Source organism: Novosphingobium sp., assembly GCF_041915465.1.
Classification (GTDB): domain Bacteria; phylum Pseudomonadota; class Alphaproteobacteria; order Sphingomonadales; family Sphingomonadaceae; genus Novosphingobium.
On sequence record NZ_JAYSBK010000035.1, the window covers coordinates 1 to 15,004 of the forward strand.

Annotated in this window: 10 protein-coding genes; 6 read left to right on the forward strand and 4 right to left on the reverse strand. The window is 65.6% G+C overall.

Features of this window, described 5'->3' with window-relative positions:
* Positions 1-67: 67 nt before the first annotated feature.
* Positions 68-1,678: a sulfotransferase gene (locus ACE3SN_RS08075; protein ID WP_374529105.1), complete on the reverse strand. Its 1,611-nt coding sequence runs from the start codon at positions 1,676-1,678 to the stop codon at positions 68-70.
* A 66-nt stretch (positions 1,679-1,744) separates the two neighbouring features.
* Between ACE3SN_RS08075 and ACE3SN_RS08080 the strand changes: the two genes are divergently transcribed.
* Positions 1,745-3,043 carry an amino acid permease gene (locus tag ACE3SN_RS08080; RefSeq protein WP_374529106.1) on the forward strand — a complete coding sequence of 433 codons (1,299 nt, stop codon included), beginning with the start codon at positions 1,745-1,747 and terminating at the stop codon, positions 3,041-3,043.
* On the opposite strand, the gene ACE3SN_RS08085 is transcribed toward ACE3SN_RS08080, so the two are convergent.
* Both ACE3SN_RS08085 and ACE3SN_RS08090 read right to left on the reverse strand, forming a co-directional pair.
* Positions 3,018-4,616 (reverse strand): phytoene desaturase family protein, encoded by a 1,599-nt coding sequence (locus ACE3SN_RS08085; RefSeq protein ID WP_374529107.1) that lies wholly within the window; start codon positions 4,614-4,616, stop codon positions 3,018-3,020. The genes ACE3SN_RS08080 and ACE3SN_RS08085 overlap by 26 nt on opposite strands.
* Before the next feature lie 131 nt (positions 4,617-4,747).
* Positions 4,748-5,950 (reverse strand): aromatic ring-hydroxylating dioxygenase subunit alpha, encoded by a 1,203-nt coding sequence (locus ACE3SN_RS08090; protein ID WP_374529108.1) that lies wholly within the window; start codon positions 5,948-5,950, stop codon positions 4,748-4,750.
* A 61-nt stretch (positions 5,951-6,011) separates the two neighbouring features.
* On the opposite strand from ACE3SN_RS08090, the gene ACE3SN_RS08095 reads away from it, so the two are divergent.
* Positions 6,012-6,662: a TetR family transcriptional regulator C-terminal domain-containing protein gene (locus tag ACE3SN_RS08095; RefSeq protein ID WP_374529109.1), complete on the forward strand. Its 651-nt coding sequence runs from the start codon at positions 6,012-6,014 to the stop codon at positions 6,660-6,662.
* Here the strand turns inward: ACE3SN_RS08095 and ACE3SN_RS08100 are convergent.
* Complete coding sequence (locus ACE3SN_RS08100) at positions 6,629-8,041, reverse strand: M20/M25/M40 family metallo-hydrolase (RefSeq protein ID WP_374529110.1); 1,413 nt, start codon at positions 8,039-8,041, stop codon at positions 6,629-6,631. The two genes, ACE3SN_RS08095 and ACE3SN_RS08100, sit on opposite strands and share 34 nt — an antisense overlap.
* A 198-nt stretch (positions 8,042-8,239) precedes the next feature.
* Between ACE3SN_RS08100 and ACE3SN_RS08105 the strand changes: the two genes are divergently transcribed.
* The 4 genes from ACE3SN_RS08105 (at position 8,240) to ACE3SN_RS08120 (ending at position 15,003) form a co-directional block, all read left to right on the forward strand.
* Positions 8,240-10,627, forward strand: a complete 2,388-nt coding sequence (locus ACE3SN_RS08105; protein ID WP_374529111.1) for a putative bifunctional diguanylate cyclase/phosphodiesterase — start codon at positions 8,240-8,242, stop codon at positions 10,625-10,627.
* 143 nt (positions 10,628-10,770) lie between these two features.
* Complete coding sequence (gene zwf, locus ACE3SN_RS08110; protein WP_374529112.1) at positions 10,771-12,225, forward strand: glucose-6-phosphate dehydrogenase; 1,455 nt, start codon at positions 10,771-10,773, stop codon at positions 12,223-12,225.
* Complete coding sequence (edd, locus tag ACE3SN_RS08115) at positions 12,218-14,032, forward strand: phosphogluconate dehydratase (protein ID WP_374529113.1); 1,815 nt, start codon at positions 12,218-12,220, stop codon at positions 14,030-14,032. Before zwf ends, edd begins: the two co-directional genes overlap by 8 nt.
* Positions 14,029-15,003 carry a glucokinase gene (locus ACE3SN_RS08120; RefSeq protein ID WP_374529114.1) on the forward strand — a complete coding sequence of 325 codons (975 nt, stop codon included), beginning with the start codon at positions 14,029-14,031 and terminating at the stop codon, positions 15,001-15,003. The genes edd and ACE3SN_RS08120 overlap by 4 nt, the downstream gene beginning before the upstream one ends.
* The last annotated feature ends 1 nt before the right edge of the window (position 15,004 follow it).

Consider the following 15,004-nt stretch of genomic DNA (forward strand, 5'->3'; position numbering starts at 1 on the left):
CCGTTGCCCGCAACCGTCAAGCGGAACACGACATTTCGTCACGCAAGTGCAGCAAAGCGTGACACAATTACCACGCCGGCGGCACCTCTGGGTAACAATCGAGAACTTCGCCCAATGCTGCTCGCAATGGACCAAGGTGCGCGGCATAGGGTTTCCAGCCCTCGGTACCTTCGCGGAAGATCGGCTGGCGCACCTGTTCGCTGCTGGCGGTGCGCACGGCCCGCTCGGTCTTGTGGAAGGAAAGGCATCCTTCCTCGAATTCCACCCCGCAGAATTCCAGCAGCGCGCGGACCTCGGTCTCCGTATCGTCGACCATGTTTTCGTAGATCACCCGGTGAACCCGCCCCGGCTGGACCCGGTCGATGTGGGCCATCAGCCGCACATAGTCGCGATAGTACTGCCCCATGTCCGACAGGCTGTAGCTGAACGCCTGCCCGCGCGCGAAGTGCTGCTTGAAGTTGGAAAAGCAACAGCCGAGCGGATGGCGGCGCGGGTCGATGATCTTGGCGCTGGGCAGCACGGCCATGATGAACACGATGTGCGCCCAGTTGTTGGGCAGCTTGTCGATAAAATACGGGCGCTCCGTCTTCCGCTGGATCCGGGTGCGGCGCATGTATTCCTCGCCCGCAGCGCGCAATTGCTCGGCCGACAGGTCCGGCAGGCTGACCGGATAGCGCGGTTCGCGCCGGGCCAGCACGGGCATGTCGGGCAGTTCGCTGGTGCCTTCGATTCTGCTGTGGCTGGAAAGGATCTGCTCGACCAGGGTGGAACCCGCGCGCGGCATCCCCAGCACGAAGATCGGATCGCTTGCATCGCAGCCCTGCCCTGCGCGCGCCGCAAAGAACTCGGGCGTCGCGATCTCGATCAGGCGATCGACATAGCGGCTGGTTTCGGCGGCATCGTAATCCAGCTTCGTGCGGCGCAGGGCATTGCCCGCCGCGTAATGGGAAAAAGCCGCTTCCGCCTCGCCCCGGTCCTCCAGCGCCTTGCCCAGCGCGAAGTCGAGGTGGAAGCGGTCTTCCTCGGCAATGTCGCCGCGCGCGAGCGCGCTTTCCATCGCGGCAATGTCTTCGGCAGAGAACTTGACCGTCTTGAGGTTGGCAAGGCTCCACCACGCCTCACCCAGTTCGGGCATCAGCTCGATCGCTTTGCGGTAGGCCGCGATCCCGTCCGCCGTGCGCCCGACGGTCTTGAGCATGTGGCCATAGCTCATCCAGATGCGCGGCTGGCCCTTGGCGCGCTGAAGCACCTGTTCATAGAGCGCCAAGGCTTCGTCAAACTCACCAATGCGGCCAAGCGCGGCAGCCTGCAGGTTCGAATGGCCGGGATTGTCCGGCTCTTCTTCGACCACGCGGTTCAGTTCGGCAATCGCTTCTTCCGGGCGGTTCTGGCGGTAGAGCACCAGCGCCAGGTTGGCCCGCGCCGCGGTGAAGGCGGGGGACAGTTCAAGCGCCCGGCGCAGCAGGTTTTCGCTATCCTTGTAGCGCCCGATCCGTCCGGCCAGTTCCGCGAACATCCGGATCGCGGCAACATCGAAGGGATCCTCCTTGAGGTGCTGGCGCAGCAGTGGCTCGGCCCGCGGCAGGTCGTTCGCGTTGAGCGCGACAGCCGCCTCGACCAGGCGCGGGGGATACTTGCCAAGGCGGGAAAGCCAGCTTTGCGTTGTCACGGTTGCCATCGCGCCGACTAGAAACATGGTGACGCCGCGCAATCAAGCGATAGTCTGCGCGGCGAAGGGAATTCCATGAACGGAGAAAACACCAAGTCGACCGCGCGGGCGCTGGGCTTCTGGGCCGTGCTGGCGCTGTGCGTGGGCAACATGATCGGATCGGGCATCTACCTCTTGCCCGCCACGCTCGCCCCGCTGGGCTGGAACCAGATGCTGGGCTGGCTGATCACCATCGGCGGCGCGCTGAGCCTAGGCGTGGTCTTTGCCGGACTTGGGGCAAAGCTGCCGCTGGCGGGCGGCCCCTATGCCTATGCCAATGCCGCCTTCGGGCCGCTCGCCGGGTTCGTTACGGCGTGGAGTTACTGGGTGATGACCTGGGTCGGCAACGGCGCGATCGCGGTGGCCGTGGTCAGCAACCTCAGCCTGATCTTCCCGGCCATCGGACAAACGCCGGGTCTTCCCGCCCTGCTCGCGGTGGGCTGCGTCTGGCTTCTGACGCTAGTCAATATCGCCGGGGTACGCGCGGCGGGGCGGGTTCAGGAAGTGACCACACTGCTCAAACTGCTGCCGCTCATCGCCCTCATTGCCCTGGCCTTGTGGCTCTATGCCAGCGGTGCTCCGCGCGCGCCCGATCCTGGGATCACTATTGCGCCGGGCGCGGTGGCGGCGGCGGCGGGGCTGACCTTCTGGGGTTTCCTTGGCCTCGAATCCGGGACGGTCCCGGCGGACAAGGTCGAAAATCCGCAACGCAACGTGCCGCGCGCGACGCTTTATGGCGTGGCTCTGACCGGGGTGATCTACCTCGGCATTTCGGCGGCCTTCGCGCTCTATGTGCCGACTGCGCAGGTCGCGGGATCACCTGCCCCGGTGGCCGATTTCCTCGGCCGGTTCTTCGGCTCGGGTGTGGGCGAAGTGGTCGCCCTGTTTGCCGCGATCAGCGCCTTTGGCGCGCTCAACGGGTGGATCCTGGTGCAGGGCGAAATGCCCTGGGCGATGGCGCGCGGCGGGGTGTTTCCCCGCTGGTTCGCAGCGGAAAGCAGCAACGGCACCCCCTTGCGCGGGCATATCCTGTCAAGCTGCCTGCTGACCGTGCTGACGCTGATGAACTATCAAAAGGGCATGGCCGACCTGTTCGGCTTCATCGCCTCGGTCAGCCTCGCGGCTGGCCTGCTCGCCTATCTGATGAGCGCGCTGGCGGCGATGCGGCTGCTGCCGGGCGAAGGCCGGGTGCTGGCCGCCGCCGTGGTGGCAGCGGCCTTCACCGTGTGGGCTGAATGGGGCCTTGGAACCGAGGCAATCGGCTATGGCGCACTGCTGATCGCGGCGGGCCTGCCGGTCTACCTCGGCGTCAGGAGCGCAAGAGCTTCCGGATGAACGGCCGGTCGGCGAGGATCGCCTGGGCCGCGTTGTGGCCCGGCGCGCCCGTCACGCCGCCGCCCGGATGGGTGCCCGCCCCGCACATGTAGAGCCCCTTGATCGGCCCGCGATAGTCCCCGTGGCCCAGCACCGGGCGCGCGGCCCACAGCTGGTCGATCCCCATCGTGCCGTGCATGATATCGCCACCGATCAGCCCGAACTTGCGTTCGAGATCGAGCGGCGAGTGGATCTGCGTGGCGATCACGCTGGCCTTGAAGTTGGGGGCGTGATCGTTGACCGTGTCGATGATCAGGTCCGCCACCTTTTCGCGGTGCTTGTCCCAATCGACGTTTGGATCGAACTGCTGGCAGAACAGGCTGGCGACGTGCTGCCCCGGAGGGGCCAGGCTATCGTCCACGGTGCTCGGGATCTTGATCTCGACGATCGGCTTCTTCGACCAGCCGTGCTGCTGCGCATCGATGAAGGCCTGGTCCATGTAATCCATGCCCGGCGCAATGATGATCCCGGCGGTGTGGTGTTCGGCCTGTTCCTTGCCGGGCAGCACGGTGAAATCGGGCAGTTCCGACAGCGCGACGTTCATGCGGAACGTGCCCGAACAGGTCTTGAAGCCCTTGATCCGGCGCTTGAAATCATCGTCCAGATCGCTCTGGTCGACCAGCTGGCGATAAAGCAGCGCAGGGCCGGCGTTTGATGCGACAACGCTCGCGGCGATTTCCTCGCCGCTTTCCAGCCGCACGCCGGCAACCTTCCCGCCATCAACCAGCACCTGCGCCACCGGGGCTTCGAGGCTGACTTCGACGCCCACGTCCTCGCAGGCGCGGAACATGGCCTGGGTGATACCGCCCATCCCGCCGACCGAATGGCCCCATGCGCCGAGCTTGCCGTTCACTTCGCCGAACACGTGGTGCAGCAGGACATAGGCCGAGCCGGGGGTTGAAACACCCGCATAGTTGCCCACCACCGCGTCGAAGGCGAAGGCGCTCTGGACATAGTCATGTTCGAACCAGCCATCGAGGAACTGGCGCGCGGACTTGGTGAAGATGTCGAGCAGGTCGCGCTGCACCGAAATGTCCATCTGCGCCATCGGCCAGCCCTGCTTCGCCGCCGCGACCAGCGAGGAAAGGCCGCCGCCGACATTGGGCGGGATCTGCAAGGAAAGATCGCGCAGCACGTTGGCAACCTTTTCGAGCGCCGCGTCGTACTTGGGATAGGCCTCGGCATCCTTCTTGGAAAAGCGCGCGAATTCCGCCTCGGTCCGGCCCGGACCGCCGCCAAGCTTCAGATAATCGTTCTCGAACGGGAAGAAGTTCGAGATCGTGCGTTCGATCACGCGGTAGCCGTAATCGTGGAGCTTCATGTCCGCGATCACCTTGGGCCGCAGCAGGCTGACCGTGTAGCTGGCGGTGGAGTTGCGGAAACCGGGATGGAACTCTTCGGTCACCGCCGCGCCGCCAACCACGTGGCGGCGTTCCAGCACCCGCACGCGCATGCCCGCCTTGGCGAGGTAGAATGCGCAGACGAGGCCGTTGTGGCCGCCGCCAATGATCAGCGCGTCATAGGTCTTGGTCATGGTAACTCCCCAATCGAACATCTGGCCCTTCCCATTGCGAGGAAAGGGGCGGGTGGGGCTACCGACCAAACTTGCGACCCGGACCGGCCACCCCACCCTGACCCACCGCTGCGTCGGCGGGTGAACTCAAACTATGCGCGCTTGCTCCAGCCCGGCGCTGGCGGGAACGGCTCGCGGGCTTCGGGTATCAGCGCGCGGATCTTGCGGGCAAAGCTGCGCAGGCAGGTCTCGCTCGCGGCCAGCGGGCCGACGCCATAACTCTTGCTGGCCATGCCCTGCTGGACGCGTTCGATCAGCCAGGTGTCTTCCTTGTTGACCACGCGGTTGATCCGCCAGTTGGCATAACGCACCAGCTTCAGCTCGCGCGCCTTGCCTTCAGGCGTGTACTTGTCGGGCAGGCAATAGGCCACTTCGCGCAGCAGGCATTCGGTCGGGCTGATGGGCAGCCACTGCATGAAGTCGATCTGGTCGGCATAGATGTCGAAGGCCATGTTCGGCCAAAGCTTGTAATAGAGCCAGCGCTTGTGCGCTTCTTCCGGCAGGTGCGCCATGCGCGGCATGTGACGGCGATAGAACTTTTCCCAGATGTTCTGCCGTTCATCGTCCACCACGTCGCCGTGGAGGCGGTCGGCCCAGCCAAACGGTTCGATCCGGTAGGTCTTGCCGAGCAGGCGGGTCAGGCCATCGTGGCTGACCGGAATGTGGAGGTTGTCGGAATAATTGTCGCCGACGTTCTTCCAGTTCACCCCGCGCGGGCGCAGGCGAACCTCGTCCATCCGCTCCATTTCCTCGAAGCGGTAGGGAGCAATTTCTTCCTCGAAGGGGGCCATCATCTCGGCCACGGTGGGAAAGCCCGCATCTTCCAGCCGCACGAACACGAAGCCGCGCCAGACTTCCAGTTCGACCGGGACCAGCCCGTTCTCTTCCGGTTTGAGCGCGGGATATTCCGACTTCATGGGCACGCCGGTCAGCCGGCCATCCGTCTCGTAAACCCAGGCATGATAGGGGCAGACCAGCTTCTTCGTGCAGCCCGAAGGCCCTTCGACCAGCCGCATCGCGCGGTGGCGGCAGACATTGGTGAAGGCGCGCACCGCGCCATCATCGCCCCGGATGACCACCACGCTTTCGCCAAGGTAGTCGATCGTGCGGTATTCGCCCGGCTGCGCCAGCTCGCTGACATGGCAGACGATCTGCCACGAGGGGCGGAAGATCCGCTCCATTTCAAGGTCGAAGAATTCCTGGTCGCGGTAGATCCAGCCGGGCAGGCTGAAATCGGCGTCGGGATCGACGTCGGTTCCATCAATCTGCGCAAAGGCATGGTCGAGCTTGGTCATGTTCCGGCGAATCCCGCGATGCTTGTTGGACAGTCGTACAACAAGTGCTAAGCCGCGACAAGTGAGCACCAAGCCCGCCTTGAAGGAACCGGCCTTCCGCCGCGCCGAACCCGATGCGCGCCGCGCCAGCCTGATCGAGGCCTGCGCGCGGGTGCTCGCGCGCGAAGGCGTGGCAGGGGCCAGCGTGCGCGCAATCGCGCTGGAAGCGGGCGTTTCGCCGGGGCTGATGGGGCATTACTTCGCCGGGATCGACGCGCTTGTCGCGGCCACCTATGCCCATGTCGAGGCGCGGGTGAGCGAGGCGCTGGACGCTGCCGTCGCCGGTGCAGGCCCCTCTCCCCGCGCGCGGCTCGACGCCTTCGTGACCGCCAGCTTTGCGCCGCCGGTGGCCAGCGGCGAACTGCTGGCGACCTGGATCGCGTTCTGGAGCCTGGTGCGCAGCCGCGCCGACATCGCCCGCCAGCACGACGAGCAATACGCCGCATTTCGCGCCCGGCTGGAAGCTCTGCTGGGCGAATGCGGCATGGCGCGGGCGCGCCTGCGCCACGCAGCCATCGCGATCACCGCGCTGGTCGACGGACTGTGGCTGGAGCTGTGTCTTTCGCCGGAAGCCTTCAGCGCGATCGAAGCGGGCGAAATCGCCCGCTCCGCACTCGACGCGCTACTTGGCCAGCCGCCTTACTTGGACAGCTCGGTTAACAGCACGAGGTAGTAATTGATCCCCGGCGCGATGTTCGAGAGGCGCACCCGCTCGTTCAGGCCATGGCTGAAGTCTTCCGAATCCTTGCTGAAGGTCGGGCTCGCGCCGTAGCTGGGCACGCCGACATGGCGGTACCACATCGAATCCGAAGCGCCCGAAGCCTGCGAGGGGAACACCGGCACGCCCGGATAGGCCGCGCTCATCGCCTTGTTGACCGCACCCGTGAAGTCGGGCCGCATCGGCGAAGCGTCGGTCGCGACCGAACCTTCGGTCACGTCGGTGAACTTCGCCTGCGGAACGTTGGCGACGCTCTGCAGTTCGGCCATGATGTCGGCCGGCTTGTGGCCCGGGAAGATCCGGCAGTTGATGTTCGCCGTGGCGCGCTGAGGCAGCGCGTTGAGCGCATGGCCGCCGTTCACCATCGTCGCCACACAGGTCGTCCCGATCTTGCCGACATAGGCCGGGTTGGCGCGCAGGACCGCGATCGCCGCTTCGTCTTCCGGATTGGCGGCAAAGGCGCGCATCGCGGCGGCCAGCTTGGCATCGGGTTCGAACTGCGCGGCCTTTTCGAAATAGGCCTTGGTCAGCGGGCTGAGTTCCGGCTTGAAGTGGTAGGTCCCGATCCGTTCCAGTGCGACCGACAGCTCGGTAATCGCATTCTCCTGACGCGGAGCAGAGGAATGGCCGCCCGGATTGGTCACTTCGATCTGGAAGTCGGAATAGGTCTTTTCCGCGCCCTGCCAGGTCCAATAGAGCGGCTTGGCCGTGGCTTCGTCATAGGTGCCGCCGCCGCCGTCGATGTTGATCACCAGCTCCGCGCCCTTCAGCCGCTCGGCAATGATCGCGCCGGTTTCCATGGTGGTTTCCTCGTCACCTGAAAACTGGATGATGATCGTGCGCTTGGGCTTGTAACCCGAACGGCGCAGTTCGATCAGGGCCGAAGTGGCCATCGCCGCGTCGAACTTCATGTCGCTGGCCCCGCGGCCATAGAGGATCCCGTCCTCGACCACGGGGGTAAAGGGATCGCGGGTCCAGTCGGACGGCTTGGCCTCGACCACGTCCATGTGGCCCGAGATCACCAGCGGCTTGAGGCTGGGATCGCTGCCCGGCCAGGTCGCGATCAGGTAGGCCGTCTGCTTGAACGGCACGATTTCGACCTCGCTGTCCTTCCAGCCAGCCGCGACCAGTGCGCCCTTGACCACGCCGAGCGCCTGGTCGGTCTGGTTGCCCGGGCCGTTGACCGTGCGCAGCGCGATCAGTTGCTTCGACAGTTCGAGTGTCTGGGCTTCGGCTTCGGGATGCGACTTGGGCTTGGCCGGCTTGGCAATCAGCGGACTGCCGGCAAGGGCGCAGGCAATGGTGGTGGCAAGAACGAGTGTGGTGCGACGCATTGTTCGATTCTCCTTGTCGCGAAGGCCTAGCCAAGCTGGACCGAGATGTTGAGATCGTTTCTGCGAACGACGCCGAATATTGCCGCTTTGCGGCAGCGGGAACACAAATGCCCGGAGAATCCCGGATCGCTCAAAGGACTTTGTTAACCGCGAACGGGATAAGCGGCAGGCACCGGAACCGCGGGGCAGGCGTAATCGATGGTCACTATCAAGGCAGTGCGACGCACCGCCGTCCCTCCCGAACTGCGGGATTGGGCGGAAAGTCGGCTGCTCAACGCCCATATCCGAATCATCAAACCGATGGTGCTGGGTTCGCTGCTCAACGCGCTGCTGCTGATCGCCGTCCTGCGCAGCGAAATTCCCGCCTTCGCGCTGACCTTGTTCGGCGCCTACATGCTGGCCGCGTGCCTGCACCGGCTGTGGCTTGCCGAAGGCGTGGAGCGTGGCCGCCGCCAAAAGCGCGTTCACCGCATGGTGCAGAGCTTGCGGCTCAACTCGTGGTGGCTGGGTTTGAATTTCGCGGTCTTCATCGGCTGGTGGCTGCCCCATGTGTCTTCGGCTGGGCAGATCCTGCTGGCCGTCAGCGGGCTGGCCCAGATCGCGAGCGCCGCCTTCACCATTCGCACCTTGCCCGGCTCTGCCACCATCTACATCGCCTCGCAGGCCCTGGGCCTGGCGATCGGCCTCGCGCAACTGGGTTCTCCGGCGGCGGGCGGTGCAATCATCGTGCTGGTCTCGGCAAGCCTGCTGCTGATCCGCATGGCCTATTCCGCGCGCGAACTGTTCGTGACCCGCATTCTGTCTGACCGCGAGCTTTCCGCCAGCGCGCGGACGGTCAAGTTGCTCCTGAACGAATACGAGGAAAGCGGGTCTGACTGGCTGTTCGAACTCGACGCGGAGCATCGCCTGACCGGCGTGTCGCAGCGGTTTGCTCGCGCTGCCGGTGAGCATCCCGAGACGCTTGAGGGCCGCCTTTTCGCATCGCTGTTCGCTCCCGGTCCGGCGCGCGATACGATGGCGGATGCGCTCGCGCGGGGCCACCCCCTGCGCAATTGCGAGCTCGAAATCGACGGCACCGGTGACGGGGAGTCGCGCTGGTGGTCGATCAGCGGACGTCCCACGTTCGAGGGTACGGGCGACCGTGCAGCCTGGCGCGGGATCATTTCCGACGTCACAATGCAGCGCCAGGCCGAAAGCCGCGCGAACCGGATGGCCCACTTCGACACCCTGACGGGCCTGCCCAACCGCGCCTTGTTCGAACGCAGCCTGGCCAACCTGCTGGACACGCGCGAGGCGGGTGACCAGGTGGCGCTGCTGTTCGTCGACGTCGATCACTTCAAGACCATCAACGACATGCTCGGCCATCCGGTCGGCGATTCGTTCCTGCGCGACTTTGCCGATCGGCTTTCCAACTGCGTGCGCCATAGCGGCCTGGGCGGCACCCAGAACCTGGTTGCGCGGCTTGGCGGGGACGAGTTCGCCATCGTCGTAACCGGCGCCGATGCCTGCGATCATGCGGTGCGCCTGTCCGAACTGCTGCTGGTGACCATGGCCGAAACCGTGACGGTTGACGGCCACGAACTGACCAGCGGCGTCAGCATCGGCATCGCGCTGGCCCCGTTCCATGCCGAACTGCCGCAGCAGCTCCAGTCCTATGCCGACATCGCGCTGAATGCGGCCAAGTCCGCCGGGCGCGGCATTTGGGAGATGTTCGAGCCAGGCATGGACGCGCGCCTGCACGAGCGCCACGCGCTGGGCCGGGACCTGCGCCAGGCGGTCGGGCGGAGCGAGCTGCGCCTGTTCCTCCAGCCGCTGGTCGATGTCGAAAGCGAAGCCAAGACCGGTTACGAGGCGCTCTTGCGCTGGCAGCATCCCGAGCGCGGGCTGGTCCCGCCCGATACCTTCATCCCGATCGCCGAAGAGACCGGCCTGATCGTGGGGATTGGCGAATGGGTGATCCGCACCGCCTTTGCCGAAGCGGCCACCTGGGCCGGCGGCGAAACCATCGCCATCAACCTTTCGCCGGTTCAGATCGAAAGCCCCGGCTTGCTCCCGGTGATCGTCAGCGCCCTGGCCGAATCCGGGATCGACCCGGCCCGCGTCGAATTCGAAATCACCGAAGGCGTGCTGCTGAACAATACAGATGCCAACCTGGCCATGCTGAAGCAGCTGCAGAACCTGGGCGTAAAGATTGCGCTCGACGATTTCGGGACCGGCTACTCCTCGCTGAATTACCTGCTGACTTTCCCGTTCGACAAGATCAAGATCGACCGCAGTTTTGTTTCAGAGCTGGTGACGCGCGCGGAATCGGGCGCGATCGTGGCGGCGGTGATCGCGCTCGCCAACCAGCTCGGGATGTGCACCCTGGCCGAAGGCGTGGAGGAACCCGAACAGCTCGACCGGCTAAAGCAGCATGGCTGCCGCATGGTTCAGGGTTGGCTATTCGGCAAGGCGCTGCCTTCCGAAGACTATCATCCGCGCGGGCACGAGAACCCCGCTCAGGCCGCCAAGGCGCCGGCCATCCGCCTGCCCCGCCGGCGCAAGGCCCGGACCACGCAGACGTATTCAGGCCGCGCCCGGGCCTGATTCGGCGATTTCCGGCCCTGCCACGCCAATGAATTGGTTTGTGCTGCACTGGCGAGGAACCTGACCCTCTGATAGTTTTTCGCTTCGCGCGGGTTCGCTCCTGCGTGCCAATCCGGACTTTTCCGGACCAATAAGGATGGGCGATGAACTTTACGGCCAACAGCCTGCTGCTGTTCGGTGCGACCGGCGATCTGGCGCAGCGGATGCTGCTGCCATCGGTCTGCGCGCTCCATGCCGATGGTCTGGTGCCAGAGGATCTTTCGATCATCGGCACCGCCCGGCACGATTTCGACGATGGCGCCTATCGCAACTTCGCCCGTGCCGCCCTGGAAAAGTTTCTGCCCGCCGAACGGCGCGGCTCGATGGCCACATTCCTCAATCGGCTGCACTACCAGCCGCTCGACGCGAACGACACCGCGGGCTTTGCCGCCCTGGCGAAGAAGGTTGGCTCCACGGACAAGGGCCTGGCAATCTTCCTGTCGACCGCACCAAACCTGTTCGAGCCGACCATTGCCGGCCTGACTGCCAGCGGCCTGACGGGCGAGACCGTGCGGATCGGCCTTGAAAAGCCGCTCGGCACCTGCCTTGCGACCAGCCGTGAAATCAACGACGCAGTCGCCACCGCCTTCCCTGAAGAGCGCACCTTCCGGATCGACCACTACCTTGGCAAGGAAACGGTCCAGAACCTCCTCGCGCTGCGCTTCGCCAATATCCTGTTCGAGCCGCTGTGGAACGCGGCGCATATCGACCACGTCCAGATCACCGTGGCCGAAACGGTCGGGCTGGAAGGCCGCGTCGGCTTTTACGATGGTGCCGGGGCGCTGCGCGACATGGTGCAGAACCATATGTTGCAGCTCCTCGCCCTGGTCGCGATGGAGCCGCCGGCCAATTACAATGCCACCGCGATCCGCGACGAGAAGGTCAAGGTGCTGCGCGCCCTGCGCATGGTCAATCCGAACGAAACCGTGACCGGGCAGTACCGCGCCGGGGCGATTCAGGGCCAGCCGGTGCCGGGCTATGACGAGGAATTGGGCAAGCCGTCCGAGACAGAGACCTTCGTCGCGATCAAGGCCCATCTCGACAACTGGCGCTGGAAAGGCGTGCCGTTCTACCTGCGCACCGGCAAGCGCCTGCCCCAGCGCAAGACCGAGATCGTCGTCCAGTTCCGCCATGTGCCGCATTCGATCTTCGCCGGGCCCAATCGGAAGAATGCGGGGGCGCGCAACGTGCCCAACCGACTGGTGATCGGGATCCAGCCCGAAGAAAACATCACCCTGTCGCTGATGGCCAAGGTTCCCGGGCTCGACCGCGAAGGCATTCGCCTGCGCGAAGTACCGCTCGATATCGCGATGGCCGATGCCTTCGCCGGGCCGATGAAGCGCATCGCTTACGAACGCCTGCTGCTCGACCTGATCGAAGGCGATCAGACCCTGTTCGTGCGGCGCGACGAGGTGGAGGCGCAGTGGGAGTGGATCGATGCAATCCGCGCCAGTTGGGCAGAACACGGCGTCAGGCCGCAAGGTTACATGGCGGGCAGCTGGGGCCCTTCCTCCGCGATTGCCCTGACCGAACGTGACGGAGTGCATTGGCATGAGTAATCTCCATCCCGCCGTCGAGCGCGTCACGCAGCGGATCATCGAGAAGTCGAAGGCGAGCCGCCGGCGTTATCTCGATCTCATGGACGCCGAGGCCGAACGTTTCCCGAACCGCAATGCGCTATCGTGTTCGAATCTGGCGCACGGCTTTGCCGCCGCGCTGGAAGACAAGGGCGCGATCAAGAGCGGGCGCGGCGCGAACCTCGCCATCGTCACCGCCTACAACGACATGCTCTCGGCGCATCAGCCCTATTCTCGCTATCCCGAGGCGATGAAGCTCTATGCCCGCGAAGTCGGCGCGACCGCGCAGGTCGCGGGCGGCGTTCCGGCAATGTGCGACGGTGTGACCCAGGGCCAGCCGGGGATGGAGCTGTCACTGTTCAGCCGCGACGTGATTGCCATGTCGACCGGGATCGCGATGAGCCACGCGATGTTCGACGGGATGGCCCTGCTCGGCATCTGCGACAAGATCGTGCCTGGCCTCGTCATCGGCGCGCTGCGCTTTGGCTACCTGCCAGCGGTGTTCGTGCCTTCGGGGCCAATGCCTTCGGGCCTTGCCAACAAGGAAAAGCAGAAGGTCCGCCAGCTCTATGCCGAACGCAAGGCCACCCGCGCCGACCTGCTGGAAAGCGAAAGCGCGAGCTATCACTCGCCCGGCACCTGCACCTTCTATGGCACGGCCAATTCCAATCAGATGATGATGGAGCTGATGGGCCTGCACGTGCCCGGCTCTGCCTTCGTGCCGCCCAATACCCCGCTACGCAGCCAGCTGACGCGCAAGGCCCTCCACCGCCTCGCCGCAATCGGCCGCGAAGGGGGAGACTACCGCCCGATGGCGCAGGTGGTAGATGAAAAGGCGATCGTGAACGCCTGCGTCGGTCTGCTCGCCACCGGCGGATCGACCAACCATGCGATCCACTTGCCTGCCATGGCCCGCGCCGCCGGCGTGCAGCTTGACTGGCAGGACCTGGACGAGCTTTCCGCCGCCGTGCCGCTGATCGCGCGGGTCTATCCCAATGGCGCGGGCGACGTGAACCATTTCCACGCCGCCGGCGGGATGGGCTATGTCGTGCGCGAACTGCTGGATGCGGGGCTGGCGCATGAGGATGTCCTGACCATCGCCGAAGGCGGGATGCGCGCCTATGCCGACGAGCCGTTCCTTGACGGCGATACCCTGTCGTTCCGTCCTGCCCCTGCGCAAAGCGGCGATGACGAGATCCTCCGCCCCGTATCGGGCGCATTCATGCCCGATGGCGGGATGCGGCTGGTCCAGGGCAACCTTGGGCGCGGCACGTTCAAGACCAGCGCGGTCGACCCGGCGCGCTGGACGATCGAGGCCCCGGCCCGCGTGTTCGACAGCCAGGAAGCCGTGCAAGAGGCTTTCAAGGCGGGCGAACTCAACCGCGACGTGGTCGTGGTCGTACGCTTCCAGGGGCCGCGCGCCAACGGGATGCCAGAACTCCACAAGCTGACCCCTCCCCTCGGCGTGCTGCAGGACAAGGGCTTCAAGGTCGCGCTGGTCACCGACGGGCGCATGTCGGGCGCATCGGGCAAGGTGCCCGCCGCCATCCACGTTACCCCCGAGGCATTGGGCGACGGCCCCCTTTCGCTGGTCGAGGATGGCGACATTATCAAGCTGTGCGGCCACGACGGGACGCTGACGGTGAAGGCCGATCTGGCCGCCCGCCAGCCGGCCAGGGCCCCAACTGCCGAAATGGGCATGGGCCGCGAACTCTTCGCGATGCTGCGCCACTTTGCCGACGGGGCCGAGCGCGGCGGATCGGCCATGCTCGCGGAGGGCGGACTTTGAGCACCAACATCGTTACTGTCGACATCGGCGGCACCCACGCGCGCTTCGCCGTCGCCGAAATCGGTGCCGACGGCACCATCGCGCTGGGCGAACCGGCGACGCTCCACACCAGGGACCACGCCAGTTTCCAGACCGCCTGGGAAGACTTTGCGCGTCAGCAGGGCGGCACGCTGCCCCCGGCGGTCGCAATTGCCGTGGCGGGCCCGGTTGGCGGCGAGGTGATCCGCTTCACCAACAATCCCTGGATCATCCGTCCCGCGATGATCCCGGAAAAGCTGGGCGCGTCGCGCTACACCGTGGTCAATGATTTCGGCGCGGTCGGGCACGCGGTTGCTCGCGCCGGAGCACAGCATTTCACCCACCTGTCCGGCCCTGACGAGCCCTTGCCCGCAGAAGGCACGATCTCGATCATCGGCCCGGGGACCGGCCTTGGCGTCGCGCACATCTGGCGGGGCGGCGGCGATTACCGGGTCCAGGCCACCGAGGGCGGGCATATCGACTTTGCCCCGCTCGATACGATCGAGGATGCCCTGCTCGCCCGCCTGCGCCAGCGCTATCGGCGGGTTTCGGCCGAGCGCGTGGTTTCTGGCCCGGCAATCGTCGACATCTACGAAGCGCTTGCCGCGATGGAAGGCCGCGCGGTGCAACCGCTCGACGATCGTACCCTGTGGCAGATCGGTGCCTCGGGCGAAGACAGTCTGGCAGCCGCTGCGGTTGACCGGTTCTGCCTTTCGCTCGGCGCTGTCGCGGGTGACATCGCGCTGGCGCAGGGCGCGTCGGGCGTGGTGATCGCCGGCGGGCTTGGCCTGCGCATCAAGGACACCCTGATCCGTTCGGGCTTTGCCAGCCGCTTCACCGCCAAGGGGCGGTTCGAAGGGTTGATGGCGAGCCTGCCGGTCAAGCTCATCACCCATCCCCAGCCCGGCCTGCTGGGCGCAGCCGCCGCCTTTGCCAAGGAGCATCTCGCGTGAG

What these genes read in the sequence shown, in the direction of transcription:
- ACE3SN_RS08085 (WP_374529107.1), bottom strand. Translation starts at nt 4,616, where the DNA reads ATGACCAAGACCTATGACGCGCTGATCATTGGCGGCGGCCACAACGGC.
- ACE3SN_RS08100 (WP_374529110.1), bottom strand. Translation starts at nt 8,041, where the DNA reads ATGCGTCGCACCACACTCGTTCTTGCCACCACCATTGCCTGCGCCCTT.
- ACE3SN_RS08075 (WP_374529105.1), bottom strand. Translation starts at nt 1,678, where the DNA reads ATGGCAACCGTGACAACGCAAAGCTGGCTTTCCCGCCTTGGCAAGTAT.
- ACE3SN_RS08080 (WP_374529106.1), top strand. Translation starts at nt 1,745, where the DNA reads ATGAACGGAGAAAACACCAAGTCGACCGCGCGGGCGCTGGGCTTCTGG.
- edd (WP_374529113.1), top strand. Translation starts at nt 12,218, where the DNA reads ATGAGTAATCTCCATCCCGCCGTCGAGCGCGTCACGCAGCGGATCATC.
- zwf (WP_374529112.1), top strand. Translation starts at nt 10,771, where the DNA reads ATGAACTTTACGGCCAACAGCCTGCTGCTGTTCGGTGCGACCGGCGAT.
- ACE3SN_RS08090 (WP_374529108.1), bottom strand. Translation starts at nt 5,950, where the DNA reads ATGACCAAGCTCGACCATGCCTTTGCGCAGATTGATGGAACCGACGTC.
- ACE3SN_RS08105 (WP_374529111.1), top strand. Translation starts at nt 8,240, where the DNA reads ATGGTCACTATCAAGGCAGTGCGACGCACCGCCGTCCCTCCCGAACTG.